Origin of the sequence: Kinneretia sp. DJ1R-11 (assembly GCF_025717595.1) — a bacterium.
GTDB lineage: Bacteria > Pseudomonadota > Gammaproteobacteria > Burkholderiales > Burkholderiaceae_C > Paucibacter_A.
This window is the reverse complement of record NZ_JAJIRR010000001.1, coordinates 343,000-361,428: the sequence shown is the minus strand read 5'-3', so window position 1 is coordinate 361,428 and position 18,429 is coordinate 343,000. Positions and strand designations below refer to the sequence as shown.

Below are 18,429 nucleotides of genomic sequence, written 5' to 3'. Positions count from 1 at the left end.
CGACATTGGTCTTGGTACCGACGTAGACGGCCACAGCGTTGCTGGAGATGCCGGTGCCGCCGTCGTTCTGGCCGACCACCACGGTCTTCATCTGGGCGAAGGGGTTGGCGGCCAGGTTTTCGTAGGCCGAGTAGTGGTTCAGTCCGCTGCCGTTGGTGGCCAGATTGAACTTGCCCAGCACGAAGCTGCTGCCGGCATCGGCGCCGGTGGCGACATGGGCCATGGCGCGGCTGTTGGCGCTGCTGCCGACTTCTTCACCGTTCAGCAGGATGCGGCTGGTGGTGCCATAGCCGTTGTAGCTGAAGGCCGAGGTGGCGGCCAGGTCGGCCGAGCAAAAGCGCTGGAAGGACAGGGCGGCGCCGCTCACTTGGGCACCGGTGGACTGCGAAGCGGCGTCCCAGCCGTAGACGCGCTGGATCAAATCACCACCGGACTGGACGGCCAGGGTGCTCTTGTTGATGACCCATTGCGACACGAAAGCGCCAGCGCCGCCGTGGGCGCGGGTGATACCGGCGCCGGAGCCGATTTCATGGTTCATCAGCACGGTGAAAGTGCCGTTGCCGTTGTCAAAAGCGCCCAGACCGTCCGGCAGGCCGGACATGCGATAGCCGCCAATGCTGTCGCCAGCAGTCAGCAGGGAAGTGATGTTGAAGCCGGTGGCGCCCTGGACATAGGACGATTGCGAGCTGCTGACGCCTTGGGTCAGGCTGCCGTTGTAAGTCTGGGCGCTGGCAGCGACCGACAGCGTGGCGAGGGCGGCAGCGACGAGGCTGCTCATGGTGTTGACGCGGAAATTCATGGACATGCTCCAGGACGGATGGGTGGGTGGATCTCGGGTTTGCGTGGCCATCCGCGATCATTGCGTTGGCTGAACGAGCTGCCAACAAAGTCACACCAGACCCACACAAGCACGCGCAGCCTAAGTGGCGGCCATGTCGCCCTGGCGTCCTGGCATCTGATCCCTTCGGCTCATGGTCCGACCGCCGCCGGCGCGCGATCCATGCGCATGCGAGAACGGTCGCCAGCGCCGGAAGCGCAGCGGCCAAGTAAAATCCGGGATTACCCCGCAACTTCACTTCCGCACGCACATGGCAACTACCGCTGCTCGCAACCCCACCTTGATGGCCAACGCCATTCGCGCACTGGCCATGGACGCCGTGCAGCAAGCCAATTCGGGCCACCCGGGCGCCCCCATGGGCATGGCTGACATCGCCGTGGCCCTGTGGAGCCGCCATCTGCGTCACAACCCGGTCAACCCGCAATGGGCCAACCGCGACCGTTTCGTGCTGTCCAACGGCCACGGTTCGATGTTGATCTACGCCCTGCTGCACCTGTCGGGCTACGCGCTGCCGATCGAAGAGCTCAAGGCCTTCCGCCAGCTGCACAGCAAGACCCCGGGTCACCCGGAAGTGGGCATCACCCCGGGCGTGGAAACGACCACCGGCCCGCTGGGTCAGGGCATCACCAATGCCGTCGGTCTGGCCCTGGCCGAGAAGATGCTGGCCAAGGAATTCAATATCGACGAGCACCAGATCGTCGATCACCACACCTATGTGTTCCTGGGTGATGGCTGCCTGATGGAGGGCATCAGCCACGAAGCCGCTTCGCTGGCCGGCGCCTGGAAGCTGAACAAGCTGATCGCCATTTACGACGACAACGGCATCTCGATCGACGGCCAGGTCGCACCCTGGTTCGCCGACAACACCGCCCAGCGTTTCGAAGCCTATGGCTGGAACGTGGTCGGCCCGGTCGACGGCCATGATGTCGACGCCGTCGATGCGGCCATTGCCGAAGCCAAGAAGAGCAGCGTCAAGCCGACCCTGGTGATCGCCAAGACCCACATCGGCAAGGGCTCGCCGAACCGCGCTAACACCGCCAAGGCCCACGGCGAGCCGCTCGGTAACGAGGAAATCAAGCTGACCCGCGAGCAGCTGGGCTGGGCGCATGAGCCCTTCGTGATCCCGCAAGAGGTGTACGCCGACTGGGACGCCAAGGCCGCCGGTGCCGCACTGGAAAGCAGCTGGGACGAGCGTTTCGACGCCTACGCCACCGCCCATCCTGAGCTGGCCGCTGAGTTCCAGCGCCGCATGGCCGGCGTGCTGCCCGCCAACTTCGCCCAGACCGCCGTCGACGCCGTCGTCGCGGCCCATGGCAAGGCCGAGACCGTGGCCAGCCGCAAGGCCAGCCAGCTGGCGCTGGAAGCCTTCACCGCCGCCTTGCCTGAGCTGCTGGGCGGCTCGGCCGACCTGACCGGCTCCAACCTGACCAACACGAAATCGACCCCGGCCTTCCGCGTCGAGGCCGATGGCAGCAGCAACGGCGGCCGCCACATCAACTACGGCGTGCGCGAGTTCGGCATGGCCGCCATCATGAACGGCGTGGCCCTGCACGGCGGCTACATCCCGTACGGGGGCACCTTCCTGACCTTCAGCGACTACAGCCGCAACGCCATCCGCATGGCCGCGCTGATGAAGCAGCGCGTCATCCATGTGTTCACCCACGACTCCATTGGCCTCGGCGAAGACGGCCCGACCCACCAGTCGATCGAGCATGTCGCCTCGCTGCGCCTGATCCCGGGCCTGGACGTCTGGCGCCCGGCCGACACCACCGAAACCGTGGTCGCCTGGACCATGGCCATCGGCAACGCCCAACGCCCCAGCGTGCTGGCCCTGTCGCGCCAGAACCTGCCCTACGCGCCCAAGACCGCGGTCGACGACATTGCCAAGGGCGGCTATGTGCTGGCCGAGCCGGCCACCGTCGGCATCAAGAGCAAGAAGGCCCGTGCCGTCATCATCGCCACCGGCTCGGAAGTGCAGCTGGCCATGCGCGCCCAGGAAATCCTGGCCCTGGACGGCATCGGCGTGCGCGTGGTCTCCATGCCCTCGACCAATGTCTTCGACCGCCAGGACCTGGCCTACAAGAAGTCCGTGCTGCCGGACGGCCTGCCGCGCATCGCCGTGGAAATGGGCGTGACCGACGGCTGGTGGAAGTACGGCTGCGCCGCGGTCGTCGGCATCGACAGCTACGGCGAATCGGCCCCGGCCCCGGTGCTGTTCAAGCACTTCGGCTTCACCGCTGAGAACGTGGCCGACACCGTCAAGGTGGCGCTGGGTGTGGCCAAGCTGAAAGTGAAAAAGAGCGGCAAGTGATGACAAGGGGTGCCGTGAGCACCCCTTTTTGATTTCTTTGTTTTGAGTTTTTTTGTTTTTTCTCTAGGAGACTGACATGACGATCAAGATCGGTATCAACGGCTTCGGCCGCATCGGCCGCATGGTGTTCCGCGCAGCCATCGCCAACTTCAAGGAAATCGAAGTGGTCGGCATCAACGACCTGCTCGAGCCCGATTACCTCGCCTACATGCTCAAGTACGACAGCGTGCACGGCAAGTTCGACGGTGAAGTCTCGGTGGACGGCAACACCCTGGTCGTCAACGGCAAGGCCATCCGCCTGACCCAAGAGCGTGACCCCGCCAACCTGAAGTGGAACGAAGTCGGCGCCGACATCGTCGTCGAAGCCACGGGCTTGTTCCTGGACAAGGCCTCGGGCGAGAAGCACCTGGCTGCGGGCGCCAAGAAGGTGGTGTTCTCGGCTCCGTCGAAGGACGACACGCCGATGTTCGTGTTCGGTGTGAACCACAACACCTACGCCGGCCAAGCCATCATCTCCAACGCTTCGTGCACCACCAACTGTCTGGCCCCCTTGGCCAAGGTGCTGAACGACAAGTGGGGCATCAAGCGCGGCCTGATGACCACCGTGCACGCGGCCACCGCGACGCAGAAGACCGTTGACGGCCCGTCTAATAAAGACTGGCGCGGCGGCCGCGGCATCCTGGAAAACATCATTCCTTCGAGCACGGGCGCTGCCAAGGCCGTGGGCGTGGTGATCCCCGAGCTGAACAAGAAGCTGACCGGCATGAGCTTCCGCGTGCCGACCTCCGACGTGTCGGTGGTGGACCTGACTGTGGAGCTGAACAGCGAAGCGTCCTACAAGGACATCTGCGCCGAGTTCAAGGCCCAGTCGGAAGGCGCATTGAAGGGCGTGCTGGGCTACACCGAAGAGAAGGTCGTGGCGACCGACTTCCGCGGTGATGCCCGCACCTCCATCTTCGACGCCGACGCCGGCATCGCTCTGGACAGCACCTTCGTCAAGCTGGTGGCCTGGTACGACAACGAGTGGGGCTACTCGAACAAGGTGCTCGAGATGGTGCGCGTGATCGCCAAGTAAAGCGGGCGCGAGGGGGGCTGCACTTCGGTGCAGCTCGCCATGACACAAGGGAAAGGGCCTTGCCAACAGCAAGGCCCTTTTTTTTGCGCCCGATCGGCGCGCCGGCTGCCGCTTTCCCATGTGTCGACAAGCGGGGCTGCAGGAATCTATTCTTTACGATTGCCCCGCACTGCCCGCCCTAAACTGCTGGCTGGCCGCCTTCTTCATTTGACTTTCCCGGCCTTGGAGCTTGCCCTTGATGAAACTCTCAACGCTCGGCCTGAGCCTGATCTTGCTGGCCGGCATCTGGGCGCCCAGCGCGCCGGCGCAAAGCCTGGCGGCGACATTGCCAGCCTCCAGCAACGAAGCCCAGGCGCGCGTGATCGTTCGTTTCAAGCCGGCCGCCGCCAGCGTGCGCGCCAAGGCCCTGTCGGTCTCCATGAGCCGCGCAGCGGCCCAGGATGTGGCGCAGACCCGGGCCACCGGTCTGGGCATGCGCAGCGGCCTCAATTCGCGCACCCGCCAGGGTTTGCGCGCCCTGCGCAGCCTCGATGAGCGCACCCATGTCATCGTTGCCAGCGGCATCAGTTCGGCGGCGCTGGCCCAGCAACTGGCGCTGGATTCGGAAGTCGAGTTGGCGGTGGTGGATCAACGCCGCCGCCACACCCGTGTGCCGAACGATCCGTTCTACAGCACCGCCCTGCCCAGCGGCCCCAGCGTCGGCCAGTGGTATCTGAAAACGCCGAGCTCGGTGCCCGGCGAGGTGGTGTCCAGCATCAATGCGCCGGCCGCCTGGGACATCAACACTGGCCACAGCGGCATCATCGTCGCCGTGCTGGACACCGGCATCCGCAAAGACCACCCCGAGCTGGCCGGGCAGATCGTCGGCGGCTACGACATGGTGGGCCTGAGCTCCTCGTCCAGCCAGGCCACAGCGACGGCCAATGACGGCGACGGCGCCGATGCCGACGCCTCCGACCCTGGCGATTGGGTCAGCCAGGCCGACATCAACGGCGGCACCCTGGGCAGCGCCTGTGACGCCACGGACATCGGCAACAGCTCCTGGCATGGCACGCGCGTCGCCGGCCTGATCGCCGCCACGGCCAACAACAATGTGGGCATGGCCGGTGTCGCCTGGGGGGTGAAGATCCTGCCAGTGCGGGTGCTGGGCAAATGCGGGGGCTATGACTCCGACATCATCGCTGCCATGAAATGGTCGGCCGGCATCGCGGTGCCGGGCCTGCCCGCCAATCCCAATGTCGCCAAGGTCCTGAACATGAGCCTGGGCGGCAGCGGCGCCTGTGGCAGCACGGGCACGGGTGGGCTTTACCGCGACGCCATCAACCAGGTCACGGCGCGCGGCGCCAGCATCGTGGTCGCCGCCGGCAACAGCGAGGGCCTGGCCGTCGGCCTGCCCGGCAACTGCCCCGGCGTGATCACGGTCACCGGCCTGCGCCATGTCGGCAGCAAGGTGGGCTTCTCCAGCATCGGCCCCGAGGTCGGCATTGCTGCGCCGGGCGGCAACTGCGTCAATTTGACGGGCGCCTGCCTCTACCCCATGTTCAGCACCACCAACAGCGGCACCACCACGCCGGTGGTCGGGGACTCGTCCTACACCAACAACGGCGCTTCCGTGGGCACGAGCTTCTCGACCCCGGTGGTGGCCGGCACGGTGGCCCTGATGCTGTCGGTGCGGCCGAGCATGACGCCGGCCGAGGTGCTGAGCGCCTTGCGCAGCACCGCGCGGCCCTTTGCCACCAGCGGCGGCACCGCCGGCATTCCCCAATGCACGGCGCCCACCGCCACCGCCCAGGATGAGTGTTATTGCACGACCAGCACCTGCGGTGCCGGCATGCTGGACGCCGGCGCGGCCGTGGCCGCAGCGCGTGCCGCCAACGGCGCAGCGCTGCAGATCAGCAGCAATCCGGCAGCACCGCTGGCCGGCCAAGCGCTCAGCCTGAGCGTCAGCGGCAGCACGCTGGGCAGCGGTCGCAGCATCGCCAGCGCCGCCTGGAGCTTGAGCGCCGGCGGCGGCATCGTCAGCGGCTTCAGCTCGGGCGCCAGCACGCAGACGGTGACCTTGACCCCCAGCGGCGCCGGCAGCTTCAGCGTGAGCGTGCAGCTGACCGATGATCTCGGCACGGTCCACAGCCTGACGCGCAGCATCAGTGTCACGGCGCTAGGCAGCGCTGCGCAGACGATCAGCTTCACGGCCCCGACCGGCCTGGTGTTCGGTCAGCCCCCTGGCTCGCTGCTGGCCACGGCCAGCTCCGGCCTGGCGGTCAGTTTCAGCAGCAGCACGCCGGCCGTGTGCTCGGTCAGCGGCAGCAGCTTGAGCTTGCTGGCCGGCGGCATCTGCTCCGTGCTGGCCAGCCAGCCCGGCAACGCGGTGTTTGCGGCTGCGCCCTCGCTCAGCCGCAGCTTCACGGTCGGTCCGGCCGCTCAGACCCTGAGCTTCCCGGCGCTGGCCGACCAGCAGATGGGCACGGCGGCGCCGGCGCTCAGTGCCACGGCCAGCTCGGGTTTGGCGGTCAGCTTCGAGAGCAGCACGCCCACCGTCTGCTCGGTCAGCGGCACGACCCTGAGTCTGCTCAGCTCAGGCGTGTGCACGGTGCTTGCCAAGCAGGCCGGCAACAGCAGCTACCAGGCCGCCGCCGATGTGGCGCGCAGCTTCAATGTGGCGCTGGCACCGCAGACCCTCAGCTTCCCCGCCATCGCCAACCAGGTCTTGGGCACCGCCGCGCCGGCTTTGGCAGCGACGGCCAGCTCCGGCTTGCCCGTCAGCTACAGCTCCGGCAGCACGGCGGTCTGCAGCGTCAGTGGCAACAGCGTGTCGCTCTTGGCGGTGGGCACGTGCACGCTGACGGCCAGCCAGGCTGGCAACAGCAGCTTCGCTGCGGCCGCGCCGGTCAGCCAGAGCTTTGCGGTGGCCGCCGCGCCGGTCGTCGTCACGCCGACCCCGGGTAGCAATTCGGGCGGTGGCGGCGGTGGCGCCTTCAGTGTCTGGTGGTTGGGTCTGCTGGCTCTGGCCGCTTGGGCCTTGCGGGCGGGCCCGCAGCGCCCTCGCTGACGAGGACAGTGGAGGATTGAGCGTGGCCTCAGGGCCTGGCTCAGTTCAGCGTCCGCCGCTGGTCGGAGGAGCGGGTGCAGTGGCCGATGCAGCCGAAGCGGCGGTGACCGCAGCCAGGGCGGCCGCATTGCAGTTCTTGAAGCCGGCCGCCAGGGCCGGGCTCTTCAGGCTGCGCAGTTGGGCCCGGCGCGCGCCGTCGGCCTGGGCAAAGACCAGGCTGTGGCGTTTCAGTGGTGCCTGCAACTGAAGGACCTGCAAGGCTTTGATGGTGCGCTGCGACAGGCGCTCCATTTGCAGGGCGGCGGCCTTCTCGCTGGCATGACGGCTCAGCAGCAGGGCCGGCATCTCGGCCGGCACGCCGCTCAGTGGCTCGTAGCTGATTTTTGCCTTCTTCAGCACTTCTTCCTTGCGGGTCTGCAGGTCTTTGCTGGCAAATCGGGTCGTGGTCACCGCCCAGATGCCGGCTTGTTCATTGTGCAGGGCCTGCCATTCGCTGGCCGGCACGCCGGCGCCGGCCAACACGTTCTGTGCGGCCAGCAGGGCCGCATCGCCTTCCAGAGGCCCCAGCTCGACGCAGGCGCGCTGCTGCAAGGACTTGGCCGCCTGCGCGCTGAGCAACTCGATGCGTTCGGGCGTCTGTTGTGCCGCCAGGCGATGCGGCTCGCGGTCGCCCGTGGCCTTGACGCCGACCACGCCGTCCAGCCAGCCGCGCGTCCAGGAGAAGAACAGGGCGTTCAGGATCAGCAGGAGGGCAAGCAGGGCGCGCAGCATGGTGTGGGCAGGCGTGTGGCTTCAGGTCGTCAGGGTTGAAGGGGAAGATGGGCTGGACAGGCGCAGGCTGACTTCGCCGGCACTGACGCTTTGCAGGCCTTGTGCGGTCTCCAGCAGCAGGCAGCCGTCGGCGCTCACGCCGCGCGACAGCCCTTCCAGGCTGCCGGCGCTGACGGCCTGGCCCAGGGTCAGGTCGCGCCGCGCGTAGGCCGTCAGCCAGCCGGCAAAGCCGCCGTGTGGAAAATCGACCAGACAGCGCGCCATGGCCGGCGCGATGCGCGCCAGCACGGCCGGCGCGTCGAGGCTGGGGTCCAGCTCTTCCAACGCCGCAAAGCCGGTGTTGAAGGCCGAGCTGCCGTGGCCGTCTTCGGCCGCGGCCAAGCTGTGGATGTTCAGGCCCACACCGATGATGGCCATGCGCTGTGCACCGGCCGGCACGGTTTCGATCAGGATGCCGCCGAGCTTGCGGCCATCGAGCCAGAGGTCATTGGGCCACTTCAGCTGCAGGCGCGGAAGTGCTTGCCCGCCCAAGGCCGCGGCGGGCTCGAGCGCGTCGGCGATGGCACAACCGATGGCCAGGGACAGCCCCGACCAGTCGCTCAGCTCCATGGGCAGACCCAGAGAGAAGGTCAGCGAGGCGCCGGGGCTGGACAGCCAGGCCCGGCCTTGGCGGCCGCGGCCATGAGTTTGGTGCTCGGCCACCAGCAGGCAGGGCAGCATGTCGTGGGCGCGCCGGCCATAGCGCGCTTCGCTGCCTTGTTGGGTTTGCTGGCGCACCCTTTCCAGCAAGGCGCTGTTGGTCGAGGCCGTGCGGGCCAGCACTTCGATGCTGATGCCGGGCAGCAAGGGGGTCAGGACTTGCCAGAGGGCCTCGGCTTGCCAGTCTTGGTGCGGGCTGTCAGTGGGGTTCATGGGCGGCGGGACATAACTCAGCGACATAACTCAGCGTTTAGGCGCCAGCATGGTGCCACGGCAGAAGGGGCTGCCGCAGTAGCAGGCGAACTCTTTCTTCAGCTTCGGCGTGTAGCGCTCGTCGATGGTCAAACCGTAGTCGTAAAACAACTCTTCACCGGGGGACAGGTCTTGCAGGGCCTTGATGAAAACCCGGCCATTGCTTTCGTCGGTCTCGCAATTGGGCTCGCAGGAGTGGTTGATCCAGCGCGAGCTGTTGCCGCCGTAGAGGGCGTCGATGACGCGGCCGTCCTCGATATGGAAGTAAAACGTGTGGTTGGGCTGCTTGGGATCGTGGGGGTGGCGCTCCATGGCCTCGTCCCAACTGATGAGCTCACCCGTGTATTCGATGATGACTTCGCCGGCCTTGATCGGCGCCAGCGCATAGACTCCGCGCCCATGGACGCCCGAATGTCTGACCTGGATGCGCCGACCCTTGCCGCTGGGCTTGGCAAGTACGGCCGGGGCCGGGGCAGACTTTTTGCGGGCGGCTTGCGTCATCGGAAGTTGTGGTTACATTGAATTCATGGGTGTGCGCGCGTGCATGTACGTGCATGGGCGTGCGCGAGGCCGGATTGTAGGCAGGCCGGAGCCAGGTGCTCCGGCCGGCGTCGAAATACACGAGTAGAGAAGTTCATCACCATCATGAGCAAGACACTGATCATTGCCGAGAAGCCCTCCGTGGCGCAGGACATCGTCCGCGCCCTGACCCCCAAGGCCGGGAAGTTCGACAAGCACGATGAATACTTCGAGAGCGAGGACTTCGTGGTCAGCTCGGCGGTCGGCCATCTGGTGGAGATCAAGGCGCCGGAGGAGTTCGACGTCAAGCGCGGCAAGTGGAGCTTTGCCAATCTGCCCGTGATCCCGCCGCACTTCGACCTCAACCCCATCGACAAGGTCAAGGGCCGCCTGAATGCCCTGGTCAAGCTGATCCGACGCAAAGATGTGACCCACCTGATCAACGCCTGTGACGCGGGCCGCGAGGGTGAGCTGATCTTCCGCCTGATCGTGCAATACGCCGGCACGGCCAAGGCCGCGATCAACAAGCCGGTCGAGCGCCTGTGGCTGCAGTCGATGACGCCGCAAGCGATCCGCGATGGCTTTGACAAACTCAAGAGCGATGCGCAGATGATGCCGCTGGCCGATGCCGCGCGCTGCCGCTCCGAGGCCGACTGGTTGGTCGGCATCAATGGCACGCGGGCCATGACGGCTTTCAACTCGCGCGACGGCGGCTTCTTCCTGACCACCGTGGGCCGGGTGCAGACGCCGACCCTGTCCATCGTCGTCGAGCGCGAAGAAAAGATCCGCAAGCATGTGGCGCGTGACTACTGGGAAGTGCGCGGCACTTTCGATGCCCAGGCCGGCCAGTACGAAGGCAAGTGGTTTGACCCGAGCTGGAAGAAGGGCGAGGACGCCGAAGCGCGCGCCGACCGCATCTGGAACCGCGCCGATGCCGACGCCATCGCCGCCGCCGCCCAGGGCCAGCCGGCCAACGTGCGCGAGGAGAGCAAGCCCACCACCAGCAGCTGTGGCGGCCTTTACGACCTGACCACCTTGCAGCGTGAGGCCAACTCGCGCTTCGGTTTTTCGGCCAAGACCACGCTGTCCCTGGCCCAAGCCCTGTACGAAAAGCACAAGGTGCTGACCTACCCCCGGACCGACTCGCGCTTCCTGCCCGAGGACTATCTGGCCGTGGCCAAGCAGACTGCCGAGATGATCGCCAGCGAGGACCTGCCCGGCCCGCTGCGCGAGCTGGCCGGCCACGCCCGCAAGGCGCTCAACGAGGGCTATATCAAGCCGACCAAGAAAGTCTTCGACAACAGCAAGGTCTCGGATCACTTCGCCATCATCCCGACCCTGCAAGCGCCCAAGAGCTTGACCGACATCGAAGCCAAGCTCTACGACCTGGTGGTCAAGCGCTTCCTGGCCGTGTTTTTCCCGCCGGCCGAGTTCCTGGTCACCACCCGCATCAGCACCGTCAAGGCGGCGGGCAAGGAGTTGAACTTCCAGACCAATGGCAAGGTGCTGGTCAAGCCGGGCTGGCTGGCTGTGTACGGCAAGGAGGCGCAGGAAGATGACGCCAATCTGGTGGCCGTGGCCCCGGGCGAGGTGGTGCGTACCGAGTCGGTCGATGTGAAGAGCCTGGCCACCAAGCCGCCGGCCCGCTACACCGAAGCGACCCTGCTCTCGGCCATGGAAGGCGCCGGCAAATTGATCGACGACGAAGAGCTGCGCGCGGCCATGACCGAAAAGGGCCTGGGCACACCAGCGACCCGCGCCGCCACCATCGAAGGTCTGCTGACCGAAAAATACATGCTGCGCGATGGCCGCGAGCTGATCCCCACGGCCAAGGCCTTCCAACTGATGACCCTGCTGCGTGGCCTGGACATCAAGGACTTGACCAAGCCCGAGCTGACCGGCGACTGGGAGTTCCAGCTCTCCGAGATGGAAAAGGGGCGCCTGAACCGCGACGAGTTCATGGCCAAGATCGCCGCCATGACCGAGCGCGTGGTGCAAAAAGCCAAGGAATACGATCGTGACACCATCCCCGGCGATTACGCCACGCTGAAGACGCCCTGCCCGAAGTGCAGCGGCGTGGTCAAGGAGAACTACCGCCGCTTCACCTGCACCGGCAAGGATGGCGCCTCGGAGGGCTGCGGCTTCTCCATCGGCAAGATCCCCGGTGGCCGCAGCTTCGAGTTGCATGAGGTGGAACAGTTCCTGGCCGACAAGAAGATCGGCCCGCTGGAAGGTTTCCGCTCCAAGGCCGGCTGGCCCTTCACCGCCGAGCTGGCTCTGGTCTTCGACGAGGAGATCCAGAACTGGAAGCTCGAGTTCGACTTCGGCGACGACGGCAAGAACGGCGAGGGCGATGGCGAGGCGGTGGACTTCAGCGCCCAGACCTCGCTGGGCGCCTGCCCCAAGTGCCAGGGGCGGGTCTTCGAGCATGGCAGCAACTACGTCTGCGAGCATGCCGTCGGCGCCGCCATCACCTGCGACTTCAAGAGCGGCAAGATCATCCTGCAGCAGCCCATCGAGATCAGCCAGATGCAAAAGCTGCTCAGCGAGGGCAAGACCGCGCTGCTCGAGAACTTCGTCTCCAACAAGACCCGGCGCAAGTTCAAGGCCTTCCTGGCTTTTGATGCCAAGGCCGGCAAGGTGATGTTCGAGTTCGAGCCGCGCGCAGCCAAGCCGGGTGCGCCGGCCCGCGCTGCGGCCAAGCCGGCCGCCAGCGAGGCCGCCGCGCCTGCCAAGAAGGTCGCGGCCAAGAAAGTGGCCGCCAAGAAGGCTCCGGCCAAAAAGGCTGCGGCCAAGAAGAGCGCCTGAACAGGCCGGGTTCTGCAACTTGTGCGTGCGGCCCCTGGGGCCGCCCCTCTCCTGCGCGCCAAGGCAAAGGCGCTATGCTGATGCGCAGAGCAGTTGAGTTAGGCTCAGCCTGCACGCTTGGGAGCGTGCAGCGCAGGGTCTCGGTTCGGCCTTGGTCAGGAGTGAATGCATGGCCCCTGTGCGAGTGAGCTTCGGCATCCAGTCTCGGCTGGTCTTGGGCATTGCGCTGGCTGCAGGGCTGCTGGCCCTGGGTCTGGGTTGGTACTGGACCGCGCGCGAGGAGCAGGAGCTCAACCAGGCGCTGGCGCAACGCCAGGAACGCATGGCCAGCCTGGTCGCCCTGGGTTTTGCCGGGCCGATCTGGAATCTCGACAACATCGCCATCAAGCATCTGCTCGATGCGGTGATGGCCGACCCCGAAGTTCATGCCATCGAGCTGCGCCCGGTCGGCGTCAACTCTGAGCCCATGCGCCGGCAGCGCAGCGAGGCGGCGCTTGACCCCCTGCGGCGGCAGTTCGACGTCAGCTACCAAGCGGCGCCCGATGTGGCGCCCACCGTGGTCGCCCAGGCCACCCTGGTGCTCAGTCGCGAGCGTGTCCACGCCCAGGTGGCGCAGATGCGTCGCTTTGTCGCCAGCCTGCTGGCGGCCATGTTGGCGGCGGTTCTGGTGGCCAGCTTTGTGCTGGTCTACCGCCTGGTCAAGCGCCCCGTGCAAAGGCTGGGCCAGATGGCGCGCCAGGTCGCCGAGGGTCAGCTGGGCGCCAGCACCGAGGTCGAGCGGAGCGACGAGATCGGCTTGCTGACCGAGCAGTTCAACCTCATGAGCGCACGCCTGCAGGCCTCGTCCGAGGGCTTGCAACTGAGTGAAGAACGTTTCCGCAGCTTGTTCGAGAACGCCACCGAAGGCATTTTCCAATCCGACGCTCGCGGCCGCTTGCTCAGCCTCAACCGTGCCCTGGCCCAGATGTTGGGTTTCAGCACGCCGGCCAAGGCCCTGAGCGTCGGCCGACGCTTGCGCAGCCTGGTGCAAATCGAGGCGCAGGAGTTCAAACGCATCGCCATGGCCCTGCAGCGCCACCGCCTGCTGCAGCAGGTGCCCATGCTGGTTGCCACCAATGAGGGCCGTCAGCTGTGGGTGGAGCTGAGCATCCATGTGGTGCCCGGTGGCGGCAGTCAAGGCCTGCGCATCGAAGGCATGGTCAGCGACATCACCCAGCGCCGCATCGCCGAACAGGAACTCACCCATTACCGCGATCACTTGGAGGACGTGGTGACCGAGCGCACCCGTGAGCTCAGCGAGGCCAAGCTGCGCGCCGAAAGCGCCAGCCAGAGCAAGAGCCGTTTTCTGGCCACCATGAGCCATGAGTTCCGCACGCCCCTGAACGCCATCCTCGGCTTTGGCCAGTTGCTGCAGATGGACAACAGCCTCAGCACCGCGCAACTGGCCAAGGTGGGGCAGATCCGCGATGCCGGCGAGCATTTGCTCAGCCTGATCACCGATGTGCTGGACATGGCCAGCATCGAGGCCGGCAAGGTCCGCCTGCAACCGAGTTCGGTGGATCTGCGCGCATTGCTGGACATGGTGGGAGACAGCGTGCGCTTGCGCGCCGAGCAAAAGGGTCTGGTCTTCGATGTCGATGTGGCCGCCCAACTGCCCGCGCGCGTGCTCGTCGATGGACAGCGTCTGCGCCAGGTGCTGATGAATTTGCTCTCCAACGCCGTCAAGTTCACCGACACCGGCAGTTTCGGCCTGCAAGTGCGCCTGCGTTCGACGCAGGACCACAGCGTCCGCATCGGCTTTGCTGTCCACGACACCGGCATCGGCATCGCCGCGCGCATGCTGGACCGCCTGTTCCAGCCCTTTGAGCAGGTCGCGGAAGACGCGCGTTGCCTGGGTGGCACGGGCCTGGGTCTGTCCATCAGCCAGCAGCTGGTGCGGGAGATGGGCGGTGAGATCCGCGTGCACAGCGAACTGGGCCACGGCAGCGTCTTCGAGTTCGAGTTGGACTTGCCGACCACCCACTGACGGAGTTCTCAGGCTGAAGGGCCCGGGCGAGGCTGCGGCCAGCGGCGGCATACTCGGCCACCATGAGCTGGATCGTTTTCAACAAGCTGCTGGCGATTTTGATCGCGGTGGCCATTGGCTGGTTTGTCGGTCGCATGCGCTGGCTCGGCGATGCCGACGCCGGCGGCAGCGGCGGTGACCCGGCCCGGGTGCTGTCGAATGTCGCCTTCTACATCTTCGTGCCGGCCCTGCTGTTCCGCACCACGGCGCGGGTGGACTTTGCAAGCCTGCCCTGGCTGACCCTGGCAGCGTTTTTCCTGCCGGTGCTGGGTTTGCTGGTGGCGATCTATGCTTTCCAGCGCTGGCGCGGTGCGGCCGTGAAGGGCCCGGCCGTGCCCAGTGTGCAGGCCATCACCGCCACCTTCGGCAATACCTTGCAGGTCGGCGTGCCTTTGGCGGCCGGTGTCTTCGGCGAGGCCGGCCTGGCCATTCACATCACGGTGGTCAGCCTGCATGCGCTGAGCATCTTGACCGTGCTGACCCTGCTGGTGGAACTGGATCTGGCGCGCGCACGCAGCCAGCAAGCGCCCACGGGTCTGGGCGCGCTGCTGCTCAACACGGTGCGCAACACGGTCATTCACCCGGTGGTGCTGCCGGTGTTGGCGGGCCTGGGCTGGAATGCCCTCGGTCTGCGCCTGCCTGCGGTGCTGGACGAAGTGCTGCAGATGTTGGGCACGGCCGTGGTGCCGCTGTGCCTCACCCTGATCGGCATGTCCCTGGCCTATCTGGGCTGGCCACGGACCTGGCGCGCGGTGCTCGGCCTGGTGGCAGCCAAGCTGCTCCTGCTCCCGGCCCTGGTGCTGGTGTTCGCGCATTGGGGCCTCGGCCTGGCCGGCATGCCGCTGGGCGTCATCGTCATGATGGCGGCCCTGCCGACCGGCTCCAACGCCCTGATCTTTGCCCAGCGTTACCGCTGCCAGGAGGGCGAGACCACCGCGGCCGTGGTGGTCTCGACCCTGGTCTTTGTGCTGACGGCGCCGCTGTGGCTGGCGCTGTTGCAGCGCATCCAAGCTTGAGGCGCCTGCCTCAGGGCAGCGAGGGGGCGGCCGGCGGGCGCGGCGGGCTGGGCGGCTTGAGGTGCGTGCTGGCAGCAGCTGGGGCGGCGGGGGCGGGCACGGCCTTGGCCAGACGGTCCACCACCGGGTCGAGTGCGGCCTCTGCCTTGCCACGCTCATGTTCGCTCAGGCCTCGGGCTGCCTGGCGATAACTGGCCACCAGCTCGGCATCGGCCGGCAAGTGCGCTGCCAAGGCGCTGAGCAATTCAGCCCGGTCGAAATCGGAGCCGATGCTGCGTGTCGCATCGAGTAGGCCCAGCAGCGCGGCCTTCTGGTGCACGCCGGCTTCCAGCAGGGCGCTCAAGGCCATGCGGCGTTCGAAGTCGCTGCCGATGCGGCGGGCCGATTCGCTGTAGGCCTTGAGCGCCGCCTCGGCGGGCGCGTCCAGCGCAGCCTGACGCGGCAGCTTCTGGGCCACGGCCTCCAGGGCGCTGCGGTGCTCGAAGTCAGAACTCAGGCTGAGGCTGGCCTGCAGGGCTGCGGCCAAGGTGGGCAGGCCACTCGCGGGCGACTGCCGCTCGACGATGTCGACGATGGCGCTGCGCTTTTCAAAGTCCGAGTCCATGCCGTCCACCGCCTGCAGCCAGGCCTGCAGCGTGGCAGGCTCCGCGCTGAGCGTGGCGGACAGGGTCTCCAGCACCTGGCGGCGTTCGAAGTCCGAGCTCAAGTTGTGCAGGCTTTGCAGCAACTGGACTTGCAGGGCCGGGCTCAAGGTCTGCTTCTCGATCAGGCTTTGCAGCAGCTGGCGACGTTCGAAATCCGAGTCCATGCCTTCATTGACACGGATCAGGGCTTGCAAGGTGCTCTCGCTCTGCGGGCCTTGCTTGAGCAGGGCCTGGACGCGGCTGCGGCGGCGATGGTCTTCGATGTTCGGCGCCTGGATGTCGGCCAGCACGCGCGTCACCCCGCCTTGCGCCAGCAGGTTCTGGATGCGCTTGTCGCTGCCTTCCAGGCTCTCGCCGGCCAGGGCCATGCGTTCGCGTAGCCAGGCCTGGCCTTCAGCATCCAACGCCTGCTCCTTGCCGTCCAGGCTGTAGCTCAGGCGCGGTGCCCCGCCTTTCTCGCCGGGTTCGTAGACCGCGCGCCGGTGCCAGCCGCTGCGCTGCTCGTCGATCACCAGTCGGCCCTTGCTGAGGCTTTCGAGCTCGGTCTGGTCGGCGTTGAAGCGCATCTGGCCGCTGAGGCGGATGTCCAGACTCTGCGAGGCGCTGCTGTTGCGGATGCGGATGCTGGACGTCGAGCCCACGCCCAGATGCAGCTCGAATTGCTCGCCCAGGTGCTGCAGGCGGCTCAAATCCAGGGGCTGGCTGTGGCCCACACCCAGCAAGGGCAGGGCCAGGACGCACAGCGTCAGGCCGCCGACCAGCAGGCGCTTGCGCCAGAGTTCGGGTGGGGGCAGGGCGGTGGAGGGCTCAGGGTTGGGGCTCATGATTGGGTCTCCTTGCGGGGTGGGGGCAGGTTTCATCAATGCTTCGATGCGGGCCAGCAGGGGCGAGCGGCCGGTGGCCGCCATCCGGCTCAGCAGCTGCAGGCGCCGCGCCGGGCGCGCTGCCTGCTGCAGCTCTTGGGCACAGCGGTACAGGCTTTCCGCCAAGGCGCGGCGCGCCTGCTCGCGGGCGGCATCGCTGGGTCGGGCGGTGGCCCAGGCGTCGCAGGCTTGTTCGGCCAGGGCGTCGAGCCGGCTCAGGGCCAGGCGGTTCAGGGGCTGCAGCCAGGCCAGCTGGTTCAGCAACTGGGCGGCCAGGCGCCAGGCAGGGTCGCGCCGACGCAAATGCGCCAGTTCATGGGCCAGCACGGCCTCGCGTTGGGCGTGAGGCAGCTGCAGGGCCCAGGCGGGCAGGCAGATGGCGCCGCCCGGTGCGATCAGGGGGCTGGACCACTCAGCGCGGCTGAGCCGCAGAGGCGGGGTCGGCAGGCCAGCGGACCGGGCCAGCGTCTGCAGGCAGCCGTGCAGATCGGCATCGTCCAGGCGCGGCAGACGGCGAGCCAGCACACGCAGCCGCCACCAGGCCAGGCCGGTGGCCAGCAGGCCCAGCCCGGCCAACAGCGCCCAGGCCGCCGCCAGGGCAGCCACGGCGGCGCTGGCATCGGGGGCCAGTTGCAGTCGCTGGCGTGGTGCTTGCGGCGGCTTCTGCACGTGAATCACCGGGTTTGCGGTGGGCGCGAGTTCACGTACCGGTGTGGCAGACGGCACCTCGCGCGGAGCAAGGAGGGCTAGGTCTTTGATCTGAGTGCTCGCAAGCGCAGGCGGCGCGGCCTCCGGCGGAGCCGGCGCCGGGCTCCAACTCAGCAGCGTGGCCAGGCCGGCCGTCAGCACCGGGCCGAAGAAAGCCAGGCGCCACAACGTCTCGCGATGCGAGGCCAGGCGCGGCCGCAGGTGGGCGCTGCGCTCGATCAGCCAGGCACCGGACAGCAGCAGGCTGCTGTGCAGCAGGTAGTTGAGCAGGCCGCTGCTGAGGCCGGCCAGCAGCAGGGGGCCGTTGAAGCTGAGGGGCTCAGTCATGGCCGCCATCCTTGCTGTTCTTGGCAGGGCTGCTCTTGGCCAGCAGGCGGCGCATTTGTGCCATGTCCTCGTCGGCGATGTCGCCGGCTTTCAGCAGATGGCTGAGCAGGGCGCTGGCCTTGCCGGCGAACAGGCTGGACAGCAGGCCGCTGACCATGGACTTCTGCACCTCGGGTTCGGACACGCAGGGGCGGTAGACCAAAGCGCGGGCATCGCGATCGCAGGCCAGCAGGCCGCGTTTTTCCAGGCGCTGCAGCAAGGTGGCCACGGTGGTGTGGGCCAGGGGCCGGCCTTCGGCGCGCAAGGCTTCGGCCACCTCGGCCGTGCTGGCCTGGCCGCGCTGCCAGAGCACGCGCATCAGGCTCAGCTGCAGCTCGCTCAGGCTCAGTTCGCTTTTGTCTTCGGACATGGACTTGGTCTCTACTACAGATGTCGTACTACAAATGTAGTTGAGTGCTGCGAACCGCGCAAGCGGCTTGGTGCG

Annotated in this window: 11 protein-coding genes; 6 read left to right on the top strand and 5 right to left on the bottom strand. The window is 67.0% G+C overall.

Annotated elements, in window-relative coordinates; translation table 11 throughout:
- Nucleotides 1-1,088 precede the first annotated feature (1,088 nt).
- The 3 genes from tkt to LNV23_RS01515 all read left to right on the top strand — a co-directional run bounded on the left by tkt (nt 1,089) and on the right by LNV23_RS01515 (nt 7,273).
- Nucleotides 1,089-3,149: a transketolase gene (gene tkt, locus LNV23_RS01525; RefSeq protein WP_263561322.1), complete on the top strand. Its 2,061-nt coding sequence runs from the start codon at nt 1,089-1,091 to the stop codon at nt 3,147-3,149.
- A gap of 76 nt (nt 3,150-3,225) precedes the next feature.
- Nucleotides 3,226-4,224, top strand: coding sequence for a type I glyceraldehyde-3-phosphate dehydrogenase (gene gap, locus LNV23_RS01520; RefSeq protein ID WP_263561321.1), 999 nt, complete (start codon nt 3,226-3,228; stop codon nt 4,222-4,224).
- Between the two features lie 238 nt (nt 4,225-4,462).
- The gene (locus LNV23_RS01515) at nt 4,463-7,273 is read left to right on the top strand and encodes a S8 family serine peptidase (protein ID WP_263561320.1); all 2,811 of its coding nucleotides are present in this window, start codon (nt 4,463-4,465) and stop codon (nt 7,271-7,273) included.
- Nucleotides 7,274-7,318: 45 nt separating this feature from the next.
- Here LNV23_RS01515 and LNV23_RS01510 read toward each other — a convergent pair whose 3' ends face one another.
- Genes LNV23_RS01510 through LNV23_RS01500 form a run of 3 tightly spaced genes read right to left on the bottom strand, consistent with a single transcriptional unit; the run spans nt 7,319 to nt 9,496 of the window.
- Complete coding sequence (locus tag LNV23_RS01510) at nt 7,319-8,044, bottom strand: hypothetical protein (protein WP_263561319.1); 726 nt, start codon at nt 8,042-8,044, stop codon at nt 7,319-7,321.
- 21 nt (nt 8,045-8,065) lie between these two features.
- Entirely contained in the window at nt 8,066-8,956 is an 891-nt protein-coding gene (locus LNV23_RS01505; protein ID WP_263561318.1) for a biotin--[acetyl-CoA-carboxylase] ligase, read from the bottom strand.
- Between the two features lie 30 nt (nt 8,957-8,986).
- Nucleotides 8,987-9,496 carry an SET domain-containing protein gene (locus LNV23_RS01500; protein ID WP_263561317.1) on the bottom strand — a complete coding sequence of 170 codons (510 nt, stop codon included), beginning with the start codon at nt 9,494-9,496 and terminating at the stop codon, nt 8,987-8,989.
- Between the two features lie 144 nt (nt 9,497-9,640).
- Between LNV23_RS01500 and LNV23_RS01495 the strand changes: the two genes are divergently transcribed.
- The 3 genes from LNV23_RS01495 to LNV23_RS01485 all read left to right on the top strand — a co-directional run bounded on the left by LNV23_RS01495 (nt 9,641) and on the right by LNV23_RS01485 (nt 15,403).
- Entirely contained in the window at nt 9,641-12,322 is a 2,682-nt protein-coding gene (locus LNV23_RS01495; RefSeq protein ID WP_263561316.1) for a DNA topoisomerase III, read from the top strand.
- Nucleotides 12,323-12,491: 169 nt separating this feature from the next.
- Nucleotides 12,492-14,348 carry an ATP-binding protein gene (locus LNV23_RS01490; RefSeq protein ID WP_263561315.1) on the top strand — a complete coding sequence of 619 codons (1,857 nt, stop codon included), beginning with the start codon at nt 12,492-12,494 and terminating at the stop codon, nt 14,346-14,348.
- Nucleotides 14,349-14,410: 62 nt separating this feature from the next.
- The gene (locus LNV23_RS01485; RefSeq protein ID WP_263561314.1) at nt 14,411-15,403 is read left to right on the top strand and encodes an AEC family transporter; all 993 of its coding nucleotides are present in this window, start codon (nt 14,411-14,413) and stop codon (nt 15,401-15,403) included.
- Nucleotides 15,404-15,413: 10 nt separating this feature from the next.
- Here the strand turns inward: LNV23_RS01485 and LNV23_RS01480 are convergent, their stop codons facing one another.
- Together LNV23_RS01480 and LNV23_RS01475 are read right to left on the bottom strand one after the other, a co-directional pair.
- Nucleotides 15,414-17,945: a M56 family metallopeptidase gene (locus tag LNV23_RS01480; RefSeq protein WP_263561313.1), complete on the bottom strand. Its 2,532-nt coding sequence runs from the start codon at nt 17,943-17,945 to the stop codon at nt 15,414-15,416.
- Nucleotides 17,938-18,354, bottom strand: a complete 417-nt coding sequence (locus LNV23_RS01475) for a BlaI/MecI/CopY family transcriptional regulator (RefSeq protein WP_263561312.1) — start codon at nt 18,352-18,354, stop codon at nt 17,938-17,940. The genes LNV23_RS01480 and LNV23_RS01475 overlap by 8 nt, the downstream gene beginning before the upstream one ends.
- Nucleotides 18,355-18,429 lie beyond the last annotated feature (75 nt).

Excerpts from the sequence above, each read along its gene's own strand:
- LNV23_RS01480 (WP_263561313.1), bottom strand. The coding sequence starts at position 17,945 with ATGACTGAGCCCCTCAGCTTCAACGGCCCCCTGCTGCTGGCCGGCCTC.
- LNV23_RS01500 (WP_263561317.1), bottom strand. The coding sequence starts at position 9,496 with ATGACGCAAGCCGCCCGCAAAAAGTCTGCCCCGGCCCCGGCCGTACTT.
- LNV23_RS01475 (WP_263561312.1), bottom strand. The coding sequence starts at position 18,354 with ATGTCCGAAGACAAAAGCGAACTGAGCCTGAGCGAGCTGCAGCTGAGC.
- LNV23_RS01510 (WP_263561319.1), bottom strand. The coding sequence starts at position 8,044 with ATGCTGCGCGCCCTGCTTGCCCTCCTGCTGATCCTGAACGCCCTGTTC.
- gap (WP_263561321.1), top strand. The coding sequence starts at position 3,226 with ATGACGATCAAGATCGGTATCAACGGCTTCGGCCGCATCGGCCGCATG.
- LNV23_RS01490 (WP_263561315.1), top strand. The coding sequence starts at position 12,492 with ATGGCCCCTGTGCGAGTGAGCTTCGGCATCCAGTCTCGGCTGGTCTTG.
- LNV23_RS01495 (WP_263561316.1), top strand. The coding sequence starts at position 9,641 with ATGAGCAAGACACTGATCATTGCCGAGAAGCCCTCCGTGGCGCAGGAC.
- tkt (WP_263561322.1), top strand. The coding sequence starts at position 1,089 with ATGGCAACTACCGCTGCTCGCAACCCCACCTTGATGGCCAACGCCATT.
- LNV23_RS01515 (WP_263561320.1), top strand. The coding sequence starts at position 4,463 with ATGAAACTCTCAACGCTCGGCCTGAGCCTGATCTTGCTGGCCGGCATC.
- LNV23_RS01505 (WP_263561318.1), bottom strand. The coding sequence starts at position 8,956 with ATGAACCCCACTGACAGCCCGCACCAAGACTGGCAAGCCGAGGCCCTC.
- LNV23_RS01485 (WP_263561314.1), top strand. The coding sequence starts at position 14,411 with ATGAGCTGGATCGTTTTCAACAAGCTGCTGGCGATTTTGATCGCGGTG.